This window comes from Cellulomonas sp. Root137 (genome assembly GCF_001426725.1).
Classification (GTDB): Bacteria; Actinomycetota; Actinomycetes; order Actinomycetales; family Cellulomonadaceae; genus Cellulomonas.
On record NZ_LMFG01000003.1, the window covers coordinates 479487 to 503079 of the forward strand.

The 23593-nt window shown below is 72.7% G+C and carries 23 protein-coding genes; 5 read left to right on the forward strand and 18 right to left on the reverse strand.

Translation table 11 applies throughout. From position 1 onward, the window contains the following. Nucleotides 1-56: 56 nt before the first annotated feature. Nucleotides 57-437 carry a hypothetical protein gene (locus ASD18_RS17305; RefSeq protein ID WP_056095032.1) on the forward strand — a complete coding sequence of 127 codons (381 nt, stop codon included), beginning with the start codon at nt 57-59 and terminating at the stop codon, nt 435-437. On the opposite strand, the gene ASD18_RS17310 is transcribed toward ASD18_RS17305, so the two are convergent. Genes ASD18_RS17310 through ASD18_RS17335 form a run of 6 tightly spaced genes read right to left on the reverse strand, consistent with a single transcriptional unit; the run spans nt 438 to nt 6940 of the window. After that, nucleotides 438-1196 carry an N-acetyltransferase gene (locus ASD18_RS17310; protein WP_056095034.1) on the reverse strand — a complete coding sequence of 253 codons (759 nt, stop codon included), beginning with the start codon at nt 1194-1196 and terminating at the stop codon, nt 438-440. Then, complete coding sequence (aspS, locus tag ASD18_RS17315; RefSeq protein ID WP_056095037.1) at nt 1196-2965, reverse strand: aspartate--tRNA ligase; 1770 nt, start codon at nt 2963-2965, stop codon at nt 1196-1198. The genes ASD18_RS17310 and aspS overlap by 1 nt, the downstream gene beginning before the upstream one ends. A 55-nt stretch (nt 2966-3020) precedes the next feature. After that, nucleotides 3021-3686 (reverse strand): hypothetical protein, encoded by a 666-nt coding sequence (locus ASD18_RS17320; protein WP_056095040.1) that lies wholly within the window; start codon nt 3684-3686, stop codon nt 3021-3023. A gap of 51 nt (nt 3687-3737) precedes the next feature. After that, entirely contained in the window at nt 3738-4811 is a 1074-nt protein-coding gene (locus ASD18_RS17325) for an Rv2578c family radical SAM protein (RefSeq protein ID WP_056095043.1), read from the reverse strand. Between the two features lie 31 nt (nt 4812-4842). After that, complete coding sequence (gene hisS / locus ASD18_RS17330) at nt 4843-6192, reverse strand: histidine--tRNA ligase (RefSeq protein ID WP_056095046.1); 1350 nt, start codon at nt 6190-6192, stop codon at nt 4843-4845. Nucleotides 6193-6223: 31 nt separating this feature from the next. Continuing rightward, a complete protein-coding gene (locus ASD18_RS17335) occupies nt 6224-6940 on the reverse strand; it encodes an MBL fold metallo-hydrolase (protein WP_056095049.1) in 717 nt (238 codons plus the stop codon). A gap of 161 nt (nt 6941-7101) precedes the next feature. Here ASD18_RS17335 and ASD18_RS17340 point away from each other — a divergent pair, with 161 nt between their 5' ends. The 3 genes from ASD18_RS17340 to ASD18_RS17350 all read left to right on the forward strand — a co-directional run bounded on the left by ASD18_RS17340 (nt 7102) and on the right by ASD18_RS17350 (nt 10377). Continuing rightward, nucleotides 7102-7878 carry a peptidylprolyl isomerase gene (locus ASD18_RS17340; protein ID WP_056095052.1) on the forward strand — a complete coding sequence of 259 codons (777 nt, stop codon included), beginning with the start codon at nt 7102-7104 and terminating at the stop codon, nt 7876-7878. Further along, a complete protein-coding gene (locus ASD18_RS17345; RefSeq protein ID WP_056095055.1) occupies nt 7875-9707 on the forward strand; it encodes a DUF349 domain-containing protein in 1833 nt (610 codons plus the stop codon). Before ASD18_RS17340 ends, ASD18_RS17345 begins: the two co-directional genes overlap by 4 nt. Before the next feature lie 109 nt (nt 9708-9816). Next, entirely contained in the window at nt 9817-10377 is a 561-nt protein-coding gene (locus ASD18_RS17350; protein ID WP_056095058.1) for a hypothetical protein, read from the forward strand. Between the two features lie 2 nt (nt 10378-10379). On the opposite strand, the gene ASD18_RS17355 is transcribed toward ASD18_RS17350, so the two are convergent. From ASD18_RS17355 to pdxT, 10 genes are all read right to left on the reverse strand, one after another. After that, nucleotides 10380-12704, reverse strand: a complete 2325-nt coding sequence (locus ASD18_RS17355; protein ID WP_056095062.1) for a bifunctional (p)ppGpp synthetase/guanosine-3',5'-bis(diphosphate) 3'-pyrophosphohydrolase — start codon at nt 12702-12704, stop codon at nt 10380-10382. A gap of 80 nt (nt 12705-12784) precedes the next feature. Beyond that, entirely contained in the window at nt 12785-13363 is a 579-nt protein-coding gene (locus tag ASD18_RS17360) for an adenine phosphoribosyltransferase (protein ID WP_200938631.1), read from the reverse strand. Then, complete coding sequence (gene secF, locus ASD18_RS17365; protein WP_056095065.1) at nt 13360-14454, reverse strand: protein translocase subunit SecF; 1095 nt, start codon at nt 14452-14454, stop codon at nt 13360-13362. Before secF ends, ASD18_RS17360 begins: the two co-directional genes overlap by 4 nt. After that, nucleotides 14454-16304: a protein translocase subunit SecD gene (gene secD, locus ASD18_RS17370; protein WP_369817311.1), complete on the reverse strand. Its 1851-nt coding sequence runs from the start codon at nt 16302-16304 to the stop codon at nt 14454-14456. Before secD ends, secF begins: the two co-directional genes overlap by 1 nt. A gap of 131 nt (nt 16305-16435) precedes the next feature. Next, a complete protein-coding gene (gene yajC, locus ASD18_RS17375) occupies nt 16436-16852 on the reverse strand; it encodes a preprotein translocase subunit YajC (RefSeq protein WP_056095072.1) in 417 nt (138 codons plus the stop codon). A gap of 123 nt (nt 16853-16975) precedes the next feature. Beyond that, the gene (ruvB, locus tag ASD18_RS17380) at nt 16976-18034 is read right to left on the reverse strand and encodes a Holliday junction branch migration DNA helicase RuvB (RefSeq protein WP_056095289.1); all 1059 of its coding nucleotides are present in this window, start codon (nt 18032-18034) and stop codon (nt 16976-16978) included. Further along, nucleotides 18027-18638 carry a Holliday junction branch migration protein RuvA gene (ruvA, locus tag ASD18_RS17385; protein ID WP_056095076.1) on the reverse strand — a complete coding sequence of 204 codons (612 nt, stop codon included), beginning with the start codon at nt 18636-18638 and terminating at the stop codon, nt 18027-18029. Before ruvA ends, ruvB begins: the two co-directional genes overlap by 8 nt. Before the next feature lie 84 nt (nt 18639-18722). Next, complete coding sequence (gene ruvC / locus ASD18_RS17390; RefSeq protein WP_056095078.1) at nt 18723-19289, reverse strand: crossover junction endodeoxyribonuclease RuvC; 567 nt, start codon at nt 19287-19289, stop codon at nt 18723-18725. Between the two features lie 48 nt (nt 19290-19337). Then, complete coding sequence (locus tag ASD18_RS17395; RefSeq protein WP_056095081.1) at nt 19338-20093, reverse strand: YebC/PmpR family DNA-binding transcriptional regulator; 756 nt, start codon at nt 20091-20093, stop codon at nt 19338-19340. Between the two features lie 49 nt (nt 20094-20142). After that, entirely contained in the window at nt 20143-20742 is a 600-nt protein-coding gene (pdxT, locus tag ASD18_RS17400; RefSeq protein ID WP_056095084.1) for a pyridoxal 5'-phosphate synthase glutaminase subunit PdxT, read from the reverse strand. Between the two features lie 44 nt (nt 20743-20786). On the opposite strand from pdxT, the gene ASD18_RS17405 reads away from it, so the two are divergent. Continuing rightward, on the forward strand, nt 20787-22019 hold the full coding sequence (locus tag ASD18_RS17405; RefSeq protein WP_056095087.1) for a kynureninase: 1233 nt from the start codon (nt 20787-20789) through the stop codon (nt 22017-22019). A 1-nt stretch (nt 22020) separates the two neighbouring features. Here the strand turns inward: ASD18_RS17405 and ASD18_RS17410 are convergent, their stop codons facing one another. After that, a complete protein-coding gene (locus ASD18_RS17410; RefSeq protein WP_235522446.1) occupies nt 22021-22650 on the reverse strand; it encodes an NUDIX hydrolase in 630 nt (209 codons plus the stop codon). Further along, a complete protein-coding gene (gene pdxS / locus ASD18_RS17415) occupies nt 22647-23570 on the reverse strand; it encodes a pyridoxal 5'-phosphate synthase lyase subunit PdxS (RefSeq protein ID WP_156388062.1) in 924 nt (307 codons plus the stop codon). Before pdxS ends, ASD18_RS17410 begins: the two co-directional genes overlap by 4 nt. Between the last annotated feature and the right edge of the window lie 23 nt (nt 23571-23593).

Here is a 23593-nt window from a genome sequence, read left to right on the forward strand (position 1 = left end):
CAGCGCCGTCGGCGCTACCGTGCGACTCCGCCGTCCGCGCGTCGCAGGGAGCAGGCATGACTTGGCAGGACGTCCTCGGCGTCCGGTGGACGTGGCGGCCGCGGCGCGCAGTCCGTCGGACGGTCGCGACCGCCGTCACCGTCGTAGTGGTGGGCACGCTGCTCGGCACGGTGGTCTGGCTCTGCCTGTGGATCGGGGTCGGCTGGACCGGCATCCTGGTCGCGGCCGCGCTGCTGTTCCTATGGATCTCCGAGAAGTGGTGGATCGTCGTCGAGCCCGACAACGCCCTGCTGTGGCTGAAGTTCCTGCCCGGCATCTGGGCGTGGGTCCACGAGGACGAGGCGCCGCCGCTACAGGCGCGCCCGCCCGCCGTCGAGACCGAGGGACGTCGCAACCCGTCGCTGTCGCAGGAGCGCTGGCCCACCAGGCCGTGGTGACTAGCCCGGCGGCCGCACCGAGCCGGGAGGCGAGAAGGACGTGAGCTCCGCGTCGGTGCGGAAGCCCAGCCGACGGTAGATCCGGCGTGCCGTGTCGTTCTCCGCGTACATGCCCAGCGAGACCCACGACGCCCCGGCCAGCACACCAGCCCGCGTCGCGGCGGCGGTCAGTGCGGTCCCCATCCCGCTCTCGCGCAGTGTCGGCACCACGCCCAGGCCGTGCACGTGCCACGACGGACGGCCGTCCACCCCGCCGCGTGCGGAGACGCCGACGACACCGGCGAGCGCACCGTCGACCTCGACCCCCCACCACCCGATCTCGCCGGGGCCGGTCGGGTCGGCGGACGTGCCGGGGTTGGCCGTGCGCAGGCAGGCGCGGATCCGGTCCTCGTCCGCGCCGACGTCGAGCCGATGCACCTCGCGCTCGCCCGGTACCGGCGGAGGCGACCCGTCGGTCGAGAGCCAGTCCCAGGTCGAGAAGGGGACGAGGCCCAGCCGGTCCAGCACGGCGGCCGCCGGTAGCGCCCCGCGAGGAACGCTCAGCCAGCGGGCAGCACCGACGGGCGCACGGGCGACGAGCCGTTCGACGGCCTCCGGGTCGCCACGGCCCAGCAGGCTCGGCCGATCCCGAGCGCCCAGCACCAGCAGGACCGCGTCGTCGTCGCCGAGTGCCTCGACGGCGTCCCAGCGGACGCGGTCGCCCCGCAGCATCCGGTCCTCCCGCCACCGGGGCGGGAGGACCTCGAGCACGTCGACCATCAGGCCTCGGTGGCGACCTTCGGCTTGGCGTCGACGCCGGCCTCGCGGCGCTGCTCGGGCGTGATCGGTGCCGGAGCCGCCGTCAGCGGGTCGAACCCGCCGCCCGACTTCGGGAAAGCGATGACGTCGCGGATGGACTCCGAACCGGTCAGGAGGGCCAGGATGCGGTCCCAGCCGAACGCGATCCCGCCGTGCGGCGGCGCGCCGAACTGGAAGGCCTTGAGCAGGAAGCCGAACTTCTCCTGCGCCTCCTCAGGCCCGATCCCCATCACCTCGAACACGCGCTCCTGCACGTCCCGGCGGTGGATACGGATGGACCCGCCGCCGATCTCGTTGCCGTTGCAGACGATGTCGTACGCGTAGGCCAGCGCGGCACCGGGGTCCTGCTCGAACGTGTCGAGCCACTCCGGCGTCGGTGAGGTGAACGCGTGGTGCACCGCGGTCCAGGCACCCCCGCCGACCGCCACGTCGTCGTCCTCGCCCGTGGGCTTGAACAGCGGGGCGTCGACCACCCAGACGAACTTCCACTCGTTCTCGTCGATGAGCCCGCCGCGGCGGCCGATCTCCAGACGCGCGGCACCGAGGAGCGCCCGCGCGTCGTTCACCGGGCCGGCCGCGAAGAAGACCGCGTCGCCGGGGCTGGCGCCCACGGCCGCCACGAGCCCGGCGCGCTCCGACTCGGAGAGGTTCTTCGCCACGGGACCGCCGAGCTCGCCGTCCTCACCGACCGTGACGTAGGCGAGGCCCTTGGCGCCGCGCTGCTTGGCCCACTCCTGCCAGGCGTCGAACCCGCGACGCGGCGTCGAGCCTCCGCCGGGCTGCACGACCGCGCCGACGTACGGCGCCTGGAACACCCGGAACGGGGTCTCGGAGAAGTACTCGGTGAGCTCCACCAGCTCGAGCCCGAACCGCAGGTCCGGCTTGTCGTTGCCATAGCGCGCCATGGACTCCGCGAACGTGATCCGCGGGATCGGCGTCGGGATGGTGACCCCGACGAGGTCCCAGAGCGCGACCAGGATCTGCTCGCCGAGGGCGATGACGTCGTCCTGCTCGACGAAGCTCATCTCGACGTCCAGCTGCGTGAACTCCGGCTGCCGGTCCGCGCGGAAGTCCTCGTCGCGGTAGCAGCGGGCGATCTGGTAGTAGCGCTCGAGCCCGCCGACCATGAGCAGCTGCTTGAACAGCTGCGGCGACTGCGGCAGGGCGTACCAGGAGCCGGGCGCCAGGCGCGCAGGCACCAGGAAGTCGCGAGCGCCCTCCGGGGTGGAGCGCGTGAGGGTCGGCGTCTCGACCTCGACGAAGTCCTGCGCGTCGAGCACGCGGCGCGCGGCCTGGTTCGCCTTGGCGCGCAGCTTCATCGCGCGGGCCGGGGCCGGCCGGCGCAGGTCGAGGTACCGGTACTTGAGGCGAGCCTCCTCGCCGATCGGCTCGTCGAGCGACGACGAGACCTGGAACGGCAGCGGCTCGGCCTCGTTCAGCACGACAACCTGCGCGGCGACCAGCTCGACCTCGCCGGTGTCCAGGTTGGGGTTCTCGTTGCCGGCGGGCCGGCGACCGACCTCGCCCGTCACCTGCAGCACGTACTCCGCGCGCAGACCGTGCGCCACGGCCTCGTCGCGGATGACGACCTGGGCGATACCGGACGCGTCCCGTAGGTCGACGAAAGCCACCCCTCCGTGATCCCGCCGCCGGTCCACCCAGCCCGTGAGGGTGACGGTGGTACCGATGTGCTCGGCTCGCAGCGAGCCGGCCGTGTGGGTGCGGAGCACGGAAGGTCCTTCGGGGTCGGGGTGGTGGGTGCGCCCGTCGGACGCCCGCACGATCTTAGTGCCCGGGCAGGGAGGGGCTCGCCGCGATTTCTATGGTCGTCAGCACGCGCGTGACGGTGGGCGCCGACGGCACGGACGAGAACCCGAACCGCACCGGCGGATCGACCGGCGCGAGCGCGCCCAGGTCCTCCGACCCCCACAGCGCGCGCACCGCGGTCACGGCGTGCTGGTCGGTCGCGGTGTACCACTCGCGTCGGCCTCGTCCCGCAGTCCCACGGGTGCGCACGCCGTCGAGGAGCAGGCGGGCGACCGGGTCGACCGCGGAGGCGACGAGCGGGGCGGCCGCGCGGGACCGCGGCACCAGCGTGAGCAGGTGCCCGACGGCGGTCCGCGGACCGATCGTGAGGTCCGCCGTCAACGGGCCCGCCCGCAGCCGCCAGCGACGCCGGACCTCGTCCGCCGCGAGCACCACCGGGACCACGTGCACGGCGTCGAAGTCGTAGGTCGCCGCCACCAGCTCGGCGACGTCGTCGCGGGGTGCCAGGAGCAGCCGCGTGCCGTCGGCGCGCTCCACCATGACGTCGGCGAACGGACCGACGGGCGACGCGAGCCAGCGGCCGACGACGATCCGCGTGCCCTCCTGCGTCCCCGTGCCCGCAATGTGCCCGTCGAACACCCAACGGTCCACCGTCCGCGAGCCGAGTCCTGCGGGTGCGCGCATCCGGGCACCCTAGCCGCGACGGGGCTGAGCCACCCGCCGAGCAGGCGACCGTCAGAACAGCACGGGCTGCGCGGCCGCCACACTGGGCTCGAGCGCGGGCAGCTCCGCCGCCGCGAGGCTGCCCGTCGGGTACGAGCCCTCCCCCGGCGTCTCGCGCCGTCCCGCCCGGTGACCCGCCCCGTCGGCGAAGCCGTGCCGCACCAGCAGCGGGCGCACGCGCTCGTCGAGCCACCGCGCGTACTCCCGCGGCACGTAGGCCCCGCGCCCGTACAGCTCCTCGTAGCGGTGCACGAGGGCCGGAGCGTGCTCGCGCAGCCAGGTGAGGAAGAGCGGCTTGACCGGTCCCCGGAGGTGCAGCGGCAGGACGGTCACCCCGGTGGCGCCCGCGTCCGCGAGGTCCCGCAGCAACGCGTCGAGGCGCCCCCGGTCGTCCGTGAGCCACGGCAGCACCGGCGCCACCATGACGCCGCACGGCAGCCCGGCCTCGCGGACCGCCCGGATCAGGTCGAGCCGCGCCCGGGGCGTCGGTGTGCCGGGCTCCATGGCCTGCTGGAGAGCCTCGTCACCGATCGCCAGGGAGACCCCGATCCCGATCGGCACCGTCCGCGACGCCTCGGCGAGCAGACCCAGGTCGCGGCGCAGCAGCGTGCCCTTCGTGAGGATGGACAGCGGCGTGCCGCTCGCGGCCAGCGCCTCGATGATCCCCGGCATGAACCTGTACCGACCCTCGACGCGTTGGTACGGGTCGGTGTTGGTCCCCAGCGCCACGTGCTCGCGCGCCCACGACGGCCGCGCGAGCTCGGCGCGCAGCACGTCGACGACGTTGGTCTTGACGACGATCTGGGTCTCGAAGTCCCGGTCGGCGTCCAGGTCCAGGTACTCGTGCGTCGGACGGGCGAAGCAGTACCTGCACGCATGGAGGCAGCCCCTCGTCGGGTTCACCGTCCACCGGAAGGGCATCGAGGACGCCGCCGGGACCTTGTTGAGCGCGCTCCGGCACGTCACCTCGTGGAACGTGACCCCGGCGAACTCCGGGGTGCGCACGCTGCGCTGCAGCCCGGCGAGCGCGAGCCCGGGCAGAGCCGACGTCTCGTCGCTCCCCAGCTTCTGACCGTCCCATCGCATGCACTCATGCGAACACCTGTTCGAACGACTGTCAAGCAGGCACGACGCGCGGCCACAGGTCGGCGTCGTCGGGCGTCCACGTCGCTGCGTCCGCGTCCACCTGGTCGCCGGAGCGGATGTCCTTGACCTGGTCGGCCGACCCGTCCTCCCCGAGGAACCACACGAACGGGATCCCGCGTCGGTCGGCGTGCCGGATCTGCTTGCCGAACTTCGCCGCGGACGGTGCCACCTCGACGGGGATGCCCCGACTGCGCAGCGCAGTCGCGACGGCGTCGGACCGTTCGCGCGCGTCCTCGTTCGACACGGCGACCAGCACGGCGCTGGGGACCGAACGCGTGGCCTTCACCAGGCCGGCACCCAGGAGGCGCGACACGAGCCGGGACACGCCGATCGACAACCCGACGCCCGGGTAGGTGTTCGCGCCGTCCGACGCGAGCGTGTCGTAGCGACCGCCGGAGCAGATCGAGCCGAGCTGCTCGTGCCCGACGAGGACGGTCTCGTAGACGGTTCCCGTGTAGTAGTCGAGCCCGCGGGCGATCTTGAGGTCGGCGACGACGACGCCGGGCGCCCGGACGGCGGCCGCGCGGATGAGCGCACCGAGCTCGGCCAGTCCCTCGTCGAGGAGCTCGTTCGACTCCCCCGCCAGCGCCCGCACCCGGTCGATGACGGACTCGTCCGAGCCGCTGATGGACGCGAGCTCCAGGCACGCGCGCGCCTGGGCCTCGTCGGCACCGGCCTCCGCGACCAGGAGTGCCGCGACGGCGTCCGCGCCGATCTTGTCGAGCTTGTCGATGCTCCGCAGCACGCCTTCGACGTCCGTCAGGCCGAGCCCGCGGTAGAAGCCCTCGGCGACCTTGCGGTTGTTCACCAGGATCCGGACCGGCGGCACACCGATCTCCTGCAGCGCACCGAGCGCCTCCGCCATCACCAGCGGGAGCTCGACCTCGTAGTGGTACGGCAGCGCGCCCGCGCCGACGACGTCGATGTCGGCCTGGACGAACTCGCGGAACCGCCCGTCCTGGGGCCGCTCACCCCGCCACACCTTCTGGATCTGGTAGCGCCGGAACGGGAACGCGAGGTGCCCGGCGTTCTCCAGCACGTACCGCGCGAAGGGCACGGTCAGGTCGAAGTGCAGGCCCAGGGTGCCCGCGCGGTCCGGCTCGGCCCCTGCCTCCTCCTGCAGCCGGCGCAGGACGTAGACCTCCTTGGAGGTCTCGCCCTTGCGCAGCAGCTGGTCGAGCGGCTCGACGGCGCGCGTCTCGATGCCGACGAAGCCGTGCAGCTCGAACGTGCGGCGCAGGACGTCGAGGACGTGCTGCTCGACGAGGCGTCCGTCGGGCAGCCACTCGGGGAATCCGGACAGGGGGGTGGGTCGCGCCATGGGGCCTGATCCTTCCAGACCGCGAAGGAGCTCAGAGCCGCGCGAGGTACGGGTTGCGTGCCAGCTCGGTGGCGATGTCGCTCGTCGGCCCGTGCCCGGGGACGACGACCGTCGCGGGCGGCAGGGTCGCGACGACCTCGCGCAGGGTCCGCTGCATCGTCGCGTCGTCGCCGCCGGGCAGGTCCGTGCGGCCGATCGATCCGGCGAACAGGACGTCCCCCGTGAAGGCGACGTCCGCGACGAGGTAGAGGGTCGAGCCCTCGGTGTGCCCGGGGGCGTGCCGGGCGACGATCCGGAGGCTGCCGAGCTCGAGGACGGTGTCGGCGGAGCGGGCGTCGTCGGCGCCACCGAACGGCTCGACCCTGTGCGGGGCCGTGTAGCTCGTGGGGTCGATCCCGGTCGCGGCGATCGCCTGGGCGAGAGGGCCGGACGGGTCGTGCGACGGGCTCCCCGACGAGCCCAGCAGCCCGAGCGTCCCGAACGGGTCCGCCAGGCGGTAGACGTCCGCGGCGTGCAGCACCACCGGCACGTCGAGCGCCTCGGACAGCCGGCCGGCGTCCCAGGTGTGGTCCACGTGGCCGTGCGTCGCGAGCACCGCAGCCGGCTGCAGGTCCCGGTCCGCGACGAGCTGCAGCACGGAGTCGGTGACGCCAGCTCCGGCGTCGATGACGACGCACGAGCCGTCGTCGTGGACCAGCACGCTGCAGCGCGCGCCGAAGACCGCGGAGACGACGGTGATGACCTGCATGGGACGCACGGTATCCCCCGGCGTGTCCGGACTGTGATGTCGCCCCGCGGCGTCGCTGGTCGCCGGTGCCGCTGGCTTGCCTAGACTGTCCCGGGTCCCCTACATGCAGTGCGGCTGGCGGACGACGCGCCGCACCGCACGACGACGCGAGGAGCGTGTGCGTGTCCACGAAGAGCGAGCGTGAGTACGAGCGCCGCCGGTACGAGAAGTGGCAGGAGCGCCAGGCCAAGGCCCGCGCGCGCCGCCACCGCCAGCGCGTGATCGCCGGCAGCATCGTCGCCGCGCTCGTCCTCACCACCGGCGTCGTCGCCGCGATCGCCCTGACGAACGACGACGACCCGGCCGCCTCGCCCACGCCGACCGCCACGGCGACGACCCCGCCCGCCAACTCCGCCGACGTCCCCGACCCCGCCCTCGCCGAGGGCCGGACCTGGACCGGCGACATCGCGCTCACCCAGGGCGACCTGGGCATCGAGGTCGACGGCGCCGCCGCGCCGCAGGCGGTCGCCAACTTCGTCACGCTCGCGCAGGAGGGCTTCTTCGACTCGACGAAGTGCCACCGCCTCACCGAGGAGGGCATCTTCGTGCTCCAGTGCGGCGACCCCACCGCACTCGGCGTCGCGGACCCCAGCACCGGCGGCACCGGCGGACCCGGCTACACGTGGGGCCCGATCGAGAACGCACCCGCCGACGGCGTGTACCCGGCGGGCACCATCGCCATGGCACGGACCCAGAACGACGGCAGCTCGATGGGCAGCCAGTTCTTCCTGGTCTACGAGGACTCACCTATTCCCGCAGACACTGCGGGTGGCTACACCGTGTTCGGCCACATCACGTCCGGCATGGACGTGCTGCAGGCCATCGCCGACGCGGGCACCGTCGAAGGGACCCAGGTCCCGGTGTCCGACGTCATCATCGAGGGAGTGAACATCCAGTGACTCAGACCCCGACGTCCGGACCCGACCCCGACGACCTCGTGCCGGCGCCCGACGCCGAGCAGCCCGCCGCACCCGCGGCGCTTGACGAGGCCGACGAGACGGCTCCCGACCAGGTCACGGAGGACGCTCCCGCCGTCGAGGCACCCGAGGAGTCGGCGGCGCCGGCCGGCGAGCCGTCCTCGACTGCCGACGAGACCGTCGTCGACGACACACCCGCGGCCATCGACGAGACCGTCCTGGCAGACGCTCCCGTCGCCGACGAGACGGTTCTGGCAGATGCTCCCGTCGTCCATGAGACCACCGCCGGCGATGCGACAGCGCCCGCCGACGAGGTCGCGGATGCTCCCGCGGCTCCCGACGAGCCCGTCGTCGAGGATGCAGCCCCGGCGACCGACGACGTCACCGACGCTCCCGCCGCCCCCGACGAGCCCGTCGTCGAGGATGCGGCCCCGGCGACCGTGCGCCCGGTCCCGCGACCCCGCCCGGTCCCCCACCCGCCGACGCACCCGACCCCCGCAGCGACCGCGGCCGCACCGGCCGCGCCCGTCCCGCCCCCGCAGGATGCCGCCGAGGCAGCCCACGCCGCCACGTTCGGCAGCGTGGACGAGGAGGGCAACGTCTCGGTCCGCGAAGCAGCGGGCGAGCGCGTGGTCGGCCAGTACCCGGGCGCGACGACCGAGGACGCGCTGGGGCTCTACGTCCGCCGGTTCCTGGACCTGCAGGCCAAGGTCACGCTCTTCGAGGCACGCCTCGCGGCGACGGACCTGTCCGTCAAGGAGATCGACCAGACGCTGGCCAGGCTCACCGAGGAGGTCGCCGAGCCCGCCGCGGTGGGCGACCTGGACGGGCTGCGTGCGCGCCTCGACGCGCTCCGGGCGACCGCGGCCGAGCGCCGTGCGGTCGCTGAGGCGGAGCGTGCCGCGGCGCGCGAGGCAGCGGTCGTGGCCCGCACCGAGATCGTGGAGCAGGCCGAGAAGATCGCGTCCACGGACCCGTCCCGCATCCAGTGGCGGCCGGCCGGCGAGCAGCTGCGTGTGCTCCTGGACCAGTGGAAGGAGGCGCAGCGCAGCGGACCGCGCCTCGACCGGCCCACGGAGGAGTCCCTCTGGAAGCGGTTCAGCCACGCGCGCACCACCTTCGACCGCGAACGCCGCCACTTCTTCGCCGAGCTGGAGACGCGCAACGCGTCCGCCAAGCAGGTCAAGGAGGGCCTGGTGGCCGACGCCGAGCGGCTGCAGTCGAGCACCGACTGGGGCGCGACGGCCGGGGTCTTCCGCGACCTGATGGCGCAGTGGAAGGCGGCCGGACGGGCGAGCCGCGCCGACGACGACGCCCTGTGGGCCCGGTTCCGCGCGGCACAGGACGCGTTCTTCGCCGCACGGGACGCCCAGTCGGCCGCGACCGACGAGGAGTTCCGCGCCAACCTCGAGGTCAAGGAGGCCCTGCTGGCCGAGGCCGAGGCCCTCGTGCCCGTGACCGACCTCGCGGCGGCCAAGGCGGCGCTGCACAAGATCCAGGACCGGTGGGAGGCGGCCGGGAAGGTCCCGCGCGCCGACGTCCAGCGGATCGAGGCGCGACTGCGTGCCGTGGAGACGGTCGTGCGCGACACGGACCAGGCCCAGTGGCGCCGCACCAACCCGGAGACGCGCGCGCGTGCCGAGGGTGCGGCCGCGCAGCTCGAGCAGGCGATCGCCGGGCTCGAGGCAGATCTGGACCGCGCCAAGGCAGCAGGCGACGCCCGGAAGATCGCGGACGCCCAGGCCGCGCTGGACGCCCGGCGCGCCTGGCTCGAGCAGGTGCAGCGCGCGGCTCAGGACGCCCGCGGCTGAGCTCTAGCCTGACGGACCGAGGCCCCTGCCCCTCCGGGTGGGGGCCTCGGTCGTCCACAGATCCGTCGTCCGCGGCGGACGACGTCCCGGTTACCGCCATGCTGCACGGGTGAGCACCCGACTCGACGAGTTCCGCCCGGTGCCGCCGGTCCTCCCCCGCACTCTCAGCCGCGCGGACGTCGGGGCAGCCGCCTGGTTCGGTCTGCTCCGCGACGGGGTCGTGCGGATCGTCTGGGGGGAGGTCGCGATCGCGGCCGACCTCGCGGACACCCCCGAGCTGCGCGCGGTCGCGCTGGCGCCGCTGGTGCCGGCCCGCGGGGTCGTCGGACGACGCGCGGCCGCCTGGGTGCACACCGGGTCCTTCTCGCCGGTCCGCGTCGACGTGCTCGTGCGCACCGGTGGCCGCCGGACCGACCCGCACCCCGAACGCCTCGCCGCCGAGGCCGACCTCCCGCCGCACGACGTGGTCCGCGTCGGTCGCCTCCGTGTCACCACCGTGCAGCGGACGGGCACCGACCTCGCCCGGATGCTGCCGCGCGACGAGGCCGTGCCGCTGCTGACAGGGCTGCGCGAGGTGGGGTTCGACCCCGAGCGGGCGCTCGAGCAGCTCGCGGAACTCCGCGGCCAGCGCGGGGTCCGTCTGGCTCGCAGCACCCTGCAGGACCTCTGACGTCAGGCGCGGATCGCCGGCTCCTCGGCGGCCTTGGCCCCCGTGATGCGGTAGACGTCGAACACGCCCTCGACCTTGCGCACCGCGGCGAGGACCGACGCCAGGTGGGAGGGCTCGGCCATCTCGAAGACGAACCGTGAGAGCGCCACCCGGTCGCGCGAGGTCGAGACGGACGCGGACAGGATGTTCACGTGCGAGTCCGACAGCACGCGGGTGACGTCCGACAGGAGGCGGCTGCGGTCGAGAGCCTCCACCTGGATCTGCACGAGGAACAGCGAGGAGCTGGTGTGGCTCCACTCGACGTCGACCATGCGCTCGGGCTCGTTGCGCAGGCTCGTCACGTTGATGCAGTCCGAGCGGTGCACGCTCACGCCGGCGCCCCGCGTCACGAACCCGACGATCTCGTCACCGGGCACCGGGGTGCAGCACTTGGCCAGCTTCACCCAGATGTCGTCGACGCCCTTGACCACCACGCCGGGGTCGCCGGTGCGGACCCGCCGCTGCGTCTGCCCGGGCCGGGCGACCTCGGCGAGGTCCTCCTCGGCCGCCGGCTCGCCGCCCATCGACTGCACCAGCCGCTGCACGACCGTCCCGGCGGACACCTGCCCCTCGCCGATCGCGGCGTAGAGCGCGGAGACGTCGGCGTACCGCATCTCGTTGGCCAGGGCCACGAGGGACTCGTGCGAGAGCAGGCGCTGGATCGGCAGGTTCTGCTTGCGCATCGCCTTGGCGATGGCGTCCTTGCCGTGCTCGATCGCCTCCTCGCGGCGCTCCTTGGAGAACCACTGGCGGATCTTGTTGCGGGCGCGGGGGCTCTTGACGAAACCGAGCCAGTCGCGGGACGGACCGGCGGTCTCCGACTTCGACGTGAACACGTCGACCACGTCGCCGTTCTCGAGCGACGAGTCCAGCGGCACCAGGCGACCGTTGACGCGGGCGCCCATGGTCCGGTGGCCGACCTCGGTGTGCACCGCGTACGCGAAGTCGACGGGCGTCGACCCGGACGGCAGACCGATCACGTCGCCCTTCGGCGTGAACACGTACACCTCGGAGCCGGCGATCTCGAACCGCAGCGAGTCGAGGAACTCGCTCGGGTCCGCGGTCTCCTTCTGCCAGTCGACCAGCTGCCGCAGCCACTGCATGTCGTTGCCGGCGGCGTCCTTCTCCCCCGTGGTGGCGTTCTTCGCGCTCTCCTTGTACTTCCAGTGCGCGGCGACGCCGTACTCCGCCCGGCGGTGCATGTCGTGCGTGCGGATCTGGATCTCGACGGGCTTGCCGCCCGGACCGATCACCGTGGTGTGCAGCGACTGGTACAGGTTGAACTTGGGCATCGCGATGTAGTCCTTGAACCGGCCCGGGACCGGGTTCCACCGCGCGTGCAGCGCACCGAGCGCCGCGTAGCAGTCCCGCACCGAGTCGACCAGGACGCGCACCCCGACGAGGTCGTAGATGTCCGCGAAGTCGCGGCCGCGCACGATCATCTTCTGGTAGATCGAGTAGTAGTGCTTGGGCCGACCGGTGACCGTGGCCTTGATCTTTGCCTTGCCCAGGTCGGCGCCCACCTGCTCACGGACGGTCGCCAGGTACTCCTCGCGGGCCGGGGCGCGCTCGGCCACCAGGTGCACGATCTCGTCGTAGACCTTGGGGTAGAGCGTCGCGAACGACAGGTCCTCGAGCTCCCACTTGATCGTGTTCATGCCCAGCCGGTGGGCCAGGGGCGCGTAGATCTCAAGCGTCTCGCGGGCCTTCTTCTCGGCCGACGCCGCGGCGACGAACTTCCACGTCCGCGCGTTGTGGAGGCGGTCGGCGAGCTTGATCACGAGCACGCGGATGTCCCTCGACATCGCGACGACCATCTTGCGGACCGTCTCGGCCTGCGCCGCGTCGCCGTAGGTGACCTTGTCCAGCTTGGTCACGCCGTCGACCAGCATCGCGATCTCGGGGCCGAACTCCCGGCGCAGCTGGTCGAGCGAGTACTCGGTGTCCTCGACGGTGTCGTGCAGCAGCGCCGCAGCCAGCGTCGAGGGCGTCATGCCCAGCTCCGCGAGGATCGTCGCGACCGCCACGGGGTGCGTGATGTACGGGTCGCCGCTCTTGCGCAGCTGTCCGCGGTGCGCCTTCTCGGCTACCACGTACGCCTGCTCGACCACCGCGAGGTCGGCCTTCGGGTGGTTGGTGCGCGCAGCCTGGAGCACCGGCTCGATGGCCGGGAACGCGGCACCGCTGCGGGCGCCGAACCGGCCGAGGCGCGAGCGCATGCGGCTGGACGGAGAGTCGCTCTGCGCCGCCGGGACACCGGTCTCGGGCGTGCGCACGTCCTCGCTCATCACACCCCCTCCCACGGTCGAGGCGACAGTCTACGACCGTGCGGCGGGTGGGACGGTCACGGCGACCGCGACCACGCTGGTCAGGGCACCGAGACCAGGACGTCGATGGCGTGGCCGGTGAGCAGGTCTCGACCCCGCAGGGCCTCGAGCTCCACGAGGAACGAGAGGCCGATGACGTCCGCGCCGCAGCGCTGCAGCAGGGCCACCGTGGCCGCCGCGGTACCGCCGGTGGCGAGCACGTCGTCGATGACCAGCACGCGGGCACCCTCGGGGACCGTGGCGGGGTGGATCTCGATGGTGGCCGTGCCGTACTCGAGCTCGTAGGACTCCGACGCGGTCGGGCCCGGGAGCTTGCCGGCCTTGCGCACCGGGAGCACCCCGGCCCCGAGCGCCACGGCCACGGGGGCGGCGAGCAGGAAGCCGCGCGCCTCCATGCCGGCCACGAGGTCGACCGGGCCGTCGACGCGCCCGGCGATCTCGGCGATCACGTCCGCGAACGCGGACGCGTCCGCCAGCAGCGGCATGATGTCGCGGAACAGGATGCCCGGCTGCGGGTAGTCCGGCACCAGCCGGACGAGCTCGTCGATGCGGCGCAGCACGTCCGCACGCGCGGCGGGAGCGCCCGCAGGCACCCCCGCCGCGCGGTCGGGAACGGTCATCGCTTCCGCTTGGGCTGTGCGGCGTTGCCCTGGTGCGCGCCCGGCTTGAGCGCGCCGACGGCTACGCGGACCTGACCGGCGGAGACCAGGTCGTCCTCGCCGGCCTCGGCGCGCGCCTTGCGGGCGTCCAGGACCTTCTTGGTGTGCTCGCGGATCGCCGGCTCGCGCTCGCGCAGGGCGACCTCGAACGGCGTGGCGAGGAAGACCGACGAGAACGTGCCGATCAGCATGCCGACGAACAGGGCGAGGGCGATGTCCCGCAGCGTGCCCGCGCCGAGGATGAACGCCCCGACGAAGAGGATCGCGCTCACGGGGAGCAGGGCGACGACGGAGGTGTTGATCGAGCGCACCAGCGTCTGGTTGACCGCCAGGTTCGCCTTCTCGGCGTAGGTGTACCGCGACTGCATCAGGGTGTCGGCGGTGTTCTCGCGCACCTTGTCGAACACGACGACCGTGTCGTAGATCGAGTACCCGAGGATCGTCAGGAAGCCGATCACCGTGGCCGGCGTGACCTCCCAGCCCACCCCGGCGTACACGCCGACGGTGATGATCAGGTCGTGGAACAGCGCGATCAGCGCCGCCGCGGCCATCCGCCAGTTGCGGAAGTAGATCGTCATCACGACGGTCGCGAGCAGCAGGAAGACGACGATCCCGCTGATGGCCTTCTTCGAGATGTCGGCGCCCCACGACGGCCCGATGAACGAGCTCGTGACGTCGGTCGCCGCCGACACGTCGAACGCGGCGGCAAGGGCGTTCTTGACCTCGGTCACCTCGTCGGCGGTGAGGGTCGAGGTCTGGATGCGCAGCGCGTTGGAACCGACGGTGGTGACCTTCGGCTGCTCGTCCGGGGAGATCGCCAGCACGGTGTCGATGGCCAGCTGCTGGTCGGTCGTGGCGACATCGGAGACGACGAACTCCGAGCCGCCGCGGAACTCGATGCCGGGGTTGAGGCCCGGCTTGATCAGCAGCACCGCGGACAGGAGCACGAGGATCGTGGAGATCGTGAACCAGATCTTGCGGCGGCCGACGATGTCGTACGAACGGCGGCCGGTGTAGAGGTCGTTGCCCCACTGGGCGAATCCGGCGGCCATCAGTGCTCGTTCCCCTCGGTGCGCCCGGACTCGGGCTCGGCGTCCTGCGTGGGTGCGTCGACCGGGGCATCGGTCGTCGCGGCCTTCTGCTCGGCGGCACGGGCCGCTGCACGGCGCTCCGCGATGGTCAGCCCGCTCGTCCCGCCGCCGACGGCGACCGGGACGCGGGGCGTCGGCTCGGCGTCGACAGGAGCGTCCTCGACCACCTCGTCGTCCGAGGTCGTCCGGGGACCGTGGACCACACGGCCGCGGCCGACGTAGCGGGTCTCGGGTGCGCCCAGACGACGGGGGTCCAGCCCGGAGAGCCGGTGACCTTGGCCGAAGAACTTCGTCCGTGCGATGAGCTGCATCAGCGGGTGCGTGAACATGAAGACGACGAGCACGTCGATCAGCGTCGTGAGACCGAGGGTGAACGCGAACCCACGGACGCTGCCGACGGCGAGGAGGTAGAGCACGATCGCGGCGAGGAAGTTCACCGCGTCCGACGCCAGGATGGTGCGACGAGCGCGCTCCCAGCCACGGTCGACGGCCGCGACGAGGGTCCGGCCCTCCCGGAGCTCGTCGCGGATGCGTTCGAAGTACACGATGAACGAGTCCGCCGTGATACCGATGGCCACGATGAGGCCCGCGACACCGGGCAGGGAGAGCCGGTACCCCTGGGTCCACGAGAGCAGCGTGATGATGCTGTACGTGAGCGCCCCGGCGATCACCAGCGACGCGACCGTGACCAGACCGAGCGCGCGGTACTGCAGCAGCGAGTAGATCACCACGAGGCCGAGGCCGATGAGGCCCGCAAGCAGGCCCTTCTCCAGCTGCTCGGAGCCGAGCGTGGCCGAGATCTGCTCCTCGCTCTCCACCGTGAAGGTCAGCGGGAGTGAACCGAAGTTCAGCTGGTTGGCCAGGCTGGCCGCCGACTCACGCGTGAACGTGCCGGAGATCTCCGCCTTGCCGTCCGCGATGATCACGCCGGTGTCGAGGCTGGGCGCCGAGATGACGAGGCCGTCGAGCACCATCGCGAACTGGTTCTGCGGCGGCGAGGCCGCGAGTCCCTGCAGACGCGTGGTCACGTCGGTGAACTCGGTGGTGCCCTGGTTGTCGAACGCGATGTTGACGACCCACTTGTTGCCCTGACCGCCGCTGGGCAGCTGGTTCAGGCCCGAGGTCGCGCTGGAGATCCGCGCTCCCTCGATCTCCACCGGACCAAGGATGTACTTCGCGCTGCCGTCCTGGCCGCACGTGACGAAGGCCTTGTCCGGGTCCCCGTTGACGCCACCGGTGAGGTTGGCGGGGTCCGTGCAGTCGAGGGCGTCGAACTGCGCCTGCACCGCCGGGGTGACGTAGTACGCGATGTCGCTGGGGTTGTCGGGCGCTGCCTTGCTGGGCACGTCCGACGGCTCCTCCGCCGCGGCGGTGGGCGTGGGCGTCGGAGCCGGCGCGGCCGGGTCGGTCGCGGCCGCGGACTCGGTGGGCTCCGAGGTCGGGGTCGTGTCCGTCGGCGTCGGGTTGCCGATGGCCAGCACCGGCCGGAACGCCATCTGGGCCGACGTCCGGACCAGCTCGAGGGTCTCCTCGCTCGGGTTCCCGGGCAGCGCCACGACGATCTTGCCGCCGCTCTGGCTCGTGATCTCGGCCTCGGCGACTCCCGAGGAGTCGACCCGCTGGCGGATCACGTCGATCGCCTGGGCGATCGTCTGCGACGTGACCTCCTCGCCGTTCTCCGCGACCGGGGTCAGGATGATCTGCGTCCCGCCCTCGAGGTCGAGCGCGAGGTTCGGCGTCCATGTCGCGGTGGACCACTTGGTCCCCGCAGCGATGGTGCCGAGGAGCGCGAAGATGAGGATCCCGAGCACGACGAGCGTGCGGACGGGCCTCTGACGGCGTGTAGGAGGAGCCAACGGAGTTCTTCTCTCGTGCGCGCACCGACCGCGGAAGGCGATCGGTGGGGTCGAGGTCCGGGCGTCGTCACCCGGACCGAAACGGTCTACTTGGTGTCCGGCTCCCCATCCTTGCGGGCGGGCGGCAGCGAGGACAGGTCGTCCGGGACGTCGATCACGTCGTCGTTCGCGCGGCTGATGCGGTCGGCATCGGTCACCACGTCGTTCTCGTCGTCGACGTCGTCCTCGAGCTCGTCGTCGTCGGCGTCGTCGAGCTCGTCGACCGGCGGCTCGATCTTCTTGGCGATCGCCGCGCGGATCCAGCGCGTCTGGGCGCCGGGGCTCGACTCGAGCGTGATCACGTCGTCCTCGACGGCCACGACGGTGCCCAGCAGGCCGGACGCCGTCATGACCTCGTCACCGGCCACAAGGTTGTTCCGGAACTCCTGTGCCGCACGCTGCTGCTTGCGGGTACGGCTCGACATGAGCCAGAGGGCGCCCAGGGCGATGGCCAGAATGAGCATGAGTTCCACGGCGGTACGGCTCCGATCGGGTGGTGTGTCCGCCGCAGTCTAGGCGCAGCGGCTCGCCGCTCCAACGCACGGGCCCCCGCGAGGGTTCCGAGATCTGCGCTTTCGAGCGGCGCCTCAGCCGAACAGTGTGCCCGACCCGTGGGGCACCTCGAGACCGAGGTGCGCCCAGGCCGCCGGGAGGGCGATCCGACCGCGCGGCGTGCGACCGACGAGACCCTCGCGCACCAGGAACGGCTCCGCGACCGTCTCCACCGTCTCGGGCTCCTCGCCGACCGCCACAGCGAGCGTGGTCAGCCCCACCGGCCCGCCGCCGAACCGCGTGCACAACGCCGTCAGCACGGCCCGGTCGAGCCGGTCGAGCCCAAGGTCGTCGACCTCGTAGACCTCGAGGGCCGAGCGTGCCGCGACCAGGCTGAGCGTCCCGTCGCCGCGGACCTCCGCCCAGTCGCGCACGCGCCTGAGCAGCCGGTTCGCGATGCGTGGCGTCCCGCGTGAGCGCGAGGCCAGCTCGGCGGCAGCGGGGTGCTCCAGGGGCACGCCTAGCAGGCCGGCCGACCGGACGAGCACGCGCTCGAGCTCCTCGGACGAGTAGAAGTCCAGGTGTGCCGTAAAGCCGAAGCGGTCGCGCAGCGGCGCCGGGAGCAGTCCGGCGCGGGTGGTGGCGCCGACCACCGTGAACGGCGGCAGGGTCAGCGGGATCGCGCTGGCACCCGCCCCCTTGCCCACGATGACGTCGACGCGGAAGTCCTCCATGGCCATGTAGAGGAGCTCCTCGGCGGGACGTGCCAGCCGGTGGATCTCGTCCAGGAAGAGGACCTCGCCCTCCTCGAGCGAGGACAGGACGGCCGCCAGGTCGCCCGCATGCTGGATGGCCGGGCCGCTGGTGACCCGCAGGGGGGCGCCCATCTCCGCGGCGATGATCATCGCGAGCGTCGTCTTGCCCAGCCCGGGCGGTCCCGAGAGCAGCACGTGGTCCGGCGCCTTCCCGCGGCCGCGCGCGGCGTCGAGCACGAGGGAGAGCTGGTCGCGGACCACGCGCTGACCGACGAACTCGTCGAGCCGACGCGGGCGCAGTGCCGCCTCGGCCGCACGCTCGAGCTCGTCGGCGCCGGACTGGACGAGCGACTCGGCCGCGAACCGCTCGGTGACGAGCTCCTCGCGCTCGTCAGCCATGCCCGCCGCCCAGCGTCCGGAGCGCCGCACGCAGCACGCCGGCGACCTCGTCGGCCGCCACCGGCCCTTCGGTGCCCTCCAGGACGGTCGACACCGCGTCACCGGCTGCGCGCGCGTTCCAGCCCAGGCCGACGAGCGCCTCGACCACCTGGTCACGGCGGTCACCGCCGAACACCGCGGCCGCCGGAGCGGAGACGTTCGCGGGGGCGCCGATCCGGTCCTTGAGCTCGAGCACGATCCGCTGCGCGCCCTTGAGCCCGATACCCGGCACGCGCTGCAGGGCCTTGAGGTCCTCGTCGAGCACCGCGCGCCGCAGACCGTCGGGCGTGTGCACCGCGAGCATCGCCAGTGCCAGCCGGGGACCGACCCCGCTGACCGTCTGGACCGTCTCGAAGACCTCGCGCTCGTCCGCGTCGGCGAAGCCGAACAGGGTCAGCGCGTCCTCCCGCACCAGCAGCGACGTGGCCAGCTGCGCGGTCGACCCCACCCGCAGCCCGGCGAGGGTGGCCGGTGTCGCGTGCACGAGCAGCCCGACTCCCCCGACCTCGACCACCGCGGCGTCGAGCCGCAACGCCTGCACCGTGCCGTGGACCGACGCGATCACCCGGCCACCTCCATGAGTCGAGAACGAGATCTTCTGCCGGACACTCTGGCACACGCAGACGAACACGTGTACGAAGACACGCGGTCAGCCGCGGCGCCGGGCCGCCTGCTCGGCGGTGGCCCACGCCCGCTGCGCGGCGGTCAACGAGCCCGGCGCGCGCTGGGGTGCGCCGAGGGCACCGGCGGGTCGCCACAGGTGACAGACGGCGAGGGCCAGCGCATCGGCTGCGTCCGCCGGTCGGGGCAGCTCGTCGAGCTGCAGCAGTCGCTGCACCATCGTCTGGACCTGCGCCTTGTCCGCGCGCCCGTTGCCGGTCACCGCGGCCTTGACCTCGCTCGGCGTGTGCAGCGCCACGGGGATCCGGCGGCGCGCCGCCGCGACCATCGCGATGCCGGCGACCTGCGCGGTGCCCATGACGGTGCGCAGGTTCTGCTGCGCGAACACCCGCTCGACCGCCACGGCGTCGGGCGCGTGCTCCTCGAGCCACTCCTCGATCTGCCGCTCGATGACCAGCAGCCGCTGGTCGACGTCCCACAGGGCGTCGGACGTCGCGACGCCGACGGCCACCATGGACAGCCGGCGGGACGAGAGACCGTCGACGACGCCGAGACCGCACCTGGTCAGGCCGGGGTCGACACCGAGGACGCGCACGGGCTCATGCTCGCAACCGATCGGGCGCCCGACCGGGAGGCGCGCAGGTCAGTCCTCCTCGAGCTCCGCCATGACCTCGTCGGAGGCGTCGAAGTTCGCGTAGACGTTCTGCACGTCGTCGGAGTCCTCGAGCGCGTCGATGAGGCGCAGGATCTTGCGCGCGCCCTCGGCGTCGACCTCGATCTGCGTGGCGGGCCAGAACACGACGTCCGCGGAGTCGTACTCGATCCCGGCGTTCTGCAGGGCCGTGCGGACGGGGACGAGGTCGGTCGCCTCCGAGAGGACCTCGAACGCCTCGCCGATGTCGTTGACCTCTTCGCCGCCGGCGTCGAGGACCGCCTCGACCACCGAGTCCTCGTCGGTGCCCTCCTTGGGCACGATGACGACGCCCTTGCGGGAGAACAGGTACGAGACCGAGCCGGGGTCGGCCATCTGACCGCCGTTGCGCGTGAACGCGACGCGGACGTCGGACGCCGCGCGGTTGCGGTTGTCGGTCAGGCACTCGACCAGCACCGCGATGCCGCCGGATCCGTAGCCCTCGTACATGATCGTCGCGTAGTCGGCGCCACCGGCCTCCTGGCCGGACCCGCGCTTGACCGCACGGTTGATGTTGTCGATCGGGACCGAGTTCTTCTTGGCCTTCTGGACCGCGTCGAAGAGCGTCGGGTTGCCCGCGAGGTCACCGCCGCCGGTGCGCGCGGCCACCTCGATGTTCTTGATCAGCTTGGCGAAGAGCTTGCTCCGCTTGGCGTCGACCACGGCCTTCTTGTGCTTGGTGGTGGCCCACTTGGAGTGACCCGACATCGCTTCAGCTACCCCTTCGTCTCCCGCGACCTGTGCCGGCTGCTGCGCCTCACACGGTGTCGCGGACGATCTCTACGAACAGTTGGTGCACCCGGGTGTCACCGGTGACCTCCGGGTGGAACGAGGTCACGAGCAAGGGGCCCTGGCGGACGGCCACGATCCTACCGGCGGCGGGACCCGACTCGACGCGTGCCAGCACCGTGGCGGCGGGACCGACCTCCTCGACCCACGGCGCCCGGATGAACACCGCGTGCACCTGCCCGTCGACGCCCTCGATCGACAGGTCGGTCTCGAACGACTCCACCTGCCGCCCGAACGCGTTGCGGCGCACGGTGACGTCGACCCCGCCGAGCGTCTGCTGGCCCTCGATCCCGCCGATCACGCGGTCCGCCAGCAGGATCATCCCCGCGCACGACCCGTACGCGGGCATCCCGGCGCGCAACCGCTCCTGGACCGGCCCGAACAGCTCGAACGCCCGCAGGAGCTTGTCGATCGTCGTCGACTCCCCGCCCGGGATCACGAGGGCGTCGACCGTGTCGAGCTCCCGCTGCCGGCGCACGGGCACGGCCTGCGCACCCACGGACGTGAGGGCGTGCACGTGCTCGCGCACGTCTCCCTGCAGGGCGAGGACTCCGACGGTCACGGTCACGACGGGCGAGTCTAGGCGTCGACCGCGGCCGTAGGCTCGCCGCCGTGACCACCGACGACCTCGACGCACGGGCCGCCGCCCTCGACGCCCAGCACGCGGCGACCGACCTCCGGGACCGGTTCCTGCTCCCCGACGGAGTCGTGTACCTCGACGGGAACTCGCTCGGGGCACTCCCCGTCGGCGTGCCGGAGGCGGTCGAGTCGGCCGTGCGCGAGCAGTGGGGGCGCGACCTGATCGGCTCGTGGAACACGCACGGCTGGTGGGACGCCCCCGAGCGTGTGGGCGACGCCGTCGGGCGGCTCGTCGGCGCCGCGCCGGGCCAGATCGTCGTCGGCGACTCCACGAGCGTCCGCCTGCACCAGTCGCTGCACGCTGCCGCGGCCCTGCGCCCGGACCGCTCGGTCGTGCTGACGGAGCCGGGTTCGTTCCCCACGGACCAGTACGTGATCGCCGGCGTCGCCACCCAGGTCGGCTGGCGTGTGGAGCACGCCACCCCCGCCGAGATCGGTGCACGCCTGGGGTCGGAGGTCGCAGCCGTCGTCCTGTCCCACGTGGACTACCGGACCGGCGAGCTGCTCGACCTGCCGGGAATCACGGCGGCCGCGCACGACGCCGGCGCGGTCGTCGTCTGGGACCTCTGCCACTCCGCGGGTGCCCTCCCGGTCGGGCTCGACGAGCACGACGTCGACCTCGCGGTGGGCTGCGGCTACAAGTACCTCAACGGCGGTCCCGGCGCCCCCGCGTACGGCTACGTCGCGGCCCGGCACCACGCCGCCTTCGTCAACGTCGTGCCGGGGTGGAACGGCCACGCGGAGCCGTTCGCGATGGCCGGCGTGTACCGGGGCGCCCCGGGCATCGCGCGGGCACGGATCGGCACCCCGCCGATGCTCTCGCTCCTCGCTCTCGAGGCGGCGCTCCGCGCGTTCGACGGCCTCACGATCGACGACGTCCGCGTCCGCTCGCTGTCCCTCACGCGGTTCCTGCGGGACGCGGTCGCCGCGGTCGTGCCGGAGGCGGCGCTCGTCTCGCCGGAGGTCGACCGGCTGCGCGGCTCACAGGTGGCCTTCCGGCACCCCGACGCCTACGGGATCGTGCAGGCCCTCGCCGCCCGCGGCGTCGTCGGCGACTTCCGGACGCCGGACATCGTGCGCCTGGGCGTCGCGGCGCCGTACCTGACCCATGCGGACCTGGTCACCGCCGCGCGGACGCTCCGGGACGTGCTGGACCGCGGCGAGCACCTGAACCCGGCGTGGTCGAGGCGGAACGTCGTCACCTGACCTACTCGCGGGCGAGCCCGAGGTGACGCGTCACGCCGTCCCACGCCGGCAGCAGCCCGCGGACCAGCTCGACCAGCCGGTCGGGGAACACCTCGAGGTCCACCAGGTCGAGGTCGTCGAGCGACCACCAGCGCAGCTCGTCGATGACGTCGAGCTCCAGGTCGGTCCAACCGGCCCGGTCGACCGCGGCGAACGCGGCGGCGGGGACGCGCGCCAGGTACAGGACCTCGTCCTGCCGGCAGTGCTCGGCGTAGAAGTCGAAGATCGCCGACCGGGTGAACACGGGCCCGAGGACCTGCGCGGGGTCGAGCACGATGCCGGTCTCCTCGCGGACCTCGCGCACCGCGGCGGACAGGGCGTCCTCGCCGTCGTCGATCCCCCCGCCGACCGTGAACCACCAGCTGCGGTCGGGCTGGTCGGCGTCGTGCCCACGGATCAGCAGCACCCGGTCGTCCTCGTCGAGCAGGATCACGCGGGCCGCCTCGCGGAACAGCAGGCCGTCGTCGCCCCGCCGCCACTCCGTCCCGAGCGCGTGCACCGGCCCCCCGCCGTCGGCGCTCGACCGGGAGGGCACGGCAGAGGCCGCGGACGACTCGTCCGCGGCCTCCGACATGGCGTGGTCCTGCGTCACCAGCCGCGCTCGGCGAGGCGGTGCGGCTCCGGCACGTCCTCGACGTTGATGCCGACCATGGCCTCGCCGAGACCGCGCGAGACCTTGGCGATGACGTCCGGGTCGTCGAAGAACGTGGTGGCCTTGACGATCGCCGCGGCGCGCTCGGCCGGGTTGCCCGACTTGAAGATCCCGGAGCCGACGAACACGCCCTCGGCACCGAGCTGCATCATCATCGCGGCGTCCGCCGGGGTGGCGATGCCACCCGCGGTGAACAGCACGACCGGGAGCTTGCCCGCCTGGGCGACCTCCTTGACCAGGTCGTACGGCGCCTGCAGCTCCTTGGCGGCGACGAACAGCTCGTCCTCCGGCAGCGAGGTGAGGCGGCGGATCTGGTCACGCAGGGTGCGCATGTGCGTGGTCGCGTTGGAGACGTCGCCCGTGCCGGCCTCGCCCTTGGAGCGGATCATGGCCGCGCCCTCGGTGATGCGGCGCAGGGCCTCGCCGAGGTTGGTGGCGCCGCAGACGAAGGGAACCGTGAAGGCCCACTTGTCGATGTGGTGCGCGTAGTCGGCGGGCGTGAGCACCTCGGACTCGTCGACGTAGTCGACACCGAGCGACTGGAGCACCTGCGCCTCGACGAAGTGGCCGATCCGGGCCTTCGCCATGACGGGGATGGAGACGGCCTCGATGATGCCGTCGATCAGGTCCGGGTCGCTCATGCGCGCGACGCCGCCCTGGGCGCGGATGTCGGCGGGCACGCGCTCGAGGGCCATCACGGCGACGGCTCCGGCGTCCTCGGCGATCTTCGCCTGCTCCGCGGTGACGACGTCCATGATGACGCCGCCCTTGAGCATCTCGGCCATCCCCCGCTTCACGCGGGCGGTGCCGATGACGCCGGCGTGCGTCGCGGTGGTGGGCTGGCTGTTCTCGCTGGTCACGTCGAGCCTCACAGATCGTGGTG

What these genes read in the sequence shown, in the direction of transcription:
- ASD18_RS17310 (WP_056095034.1), bottom strand. Translation starts at nt 1,196, where the DNA reads ATGGTCGACGTGCTCGAGGTCCTCCCGCCCCGGTGGCGGGAGGACCGG.
- ASD18_RS17335 (WP_056095049.1), bottom strand. Translation starts at nt 6,940, where the DNA reads ATGCAGGTCATCACCGTCGTCTCCGCGGTCTTCGGCGCGCGCTGCAGC.
- yajC (WP_056095072.1), bottom strand. Translation starts at nt 16,852, where the DNA reads ATGCTCATTCTGGCCATCGCCCTGGGCGCCCTCTGGCTCATGTCGAGC.
- ASD18_RS17305 (WP_056095032.1), top strand. Translation starts at nt 57, where the DNA reads ATGACTTGGCAGGACGTCCTCGGCGTCCGGTGGACGTGGCGGCCGCGG.
- hisS (WP_056095046.1), bottom strand. Translation starts at nt 6,192, where the DNA reads ATGGCGCGACCCACCCCCCTGTCCGGATTCCCCGAGTGGCTGCCCGAC.
- ASD18_RS17320 (WP_056095040.1), bottom strand. Translation starts at nt 3,686, where the DNA reads ATGCGCGCACCCGCAGGACTCGGCTCGCGGACGGTGGACCGTTGGGTG.
- ASD18_RS17355 (WP_056095062.1), bottom strand. Translation starts at nt 12,704, where the DNA reads ATGAGCGAGGACGTGCGCACGCCCGAGACCGGTGTCCCGGCGGCGCAG.
- ASD18_RS17360 (WP_200938631.1), bottom strand. Translation starts at nt 13,363, where the DNA reads ATGACCGTTCCCGACCGCGCGGCGGGGGTGCCTGCGGGCGCTCCCGCC.
- ASD18_RS17325 (WP_056095043.1), bottom strand. Translation starts at nt 4,811, where the DNA reads ATGCGATGGGACGGTCAGAAGCTGGGGAGCGACGAGACGTCGGCTCTG.
- ASD18_RS17395 (WP_056095081.1), bottom strand. Translation starts at nt 20,093, where the DNA reads ATGTCGGGTCACTCCAAGTGGGCCACCACCAAGCACAAGAAGGCCGTG.
- ruvB (WP_056095289.1), bottom strand. Translation starts at nt 18,034, where the DNA reads ATGGCTGACGAGCGCGAGGAGCTCGTCACCGAGCGGTTCGCGGCCGAG.
- secF (WP_056095065.1), bottom strand. Translation starts at nt 14,454, where the DNA reads ATGGCCGCCGGATTCGCCCAGTGGGGCAACGACCTCTACACCGGCCGC.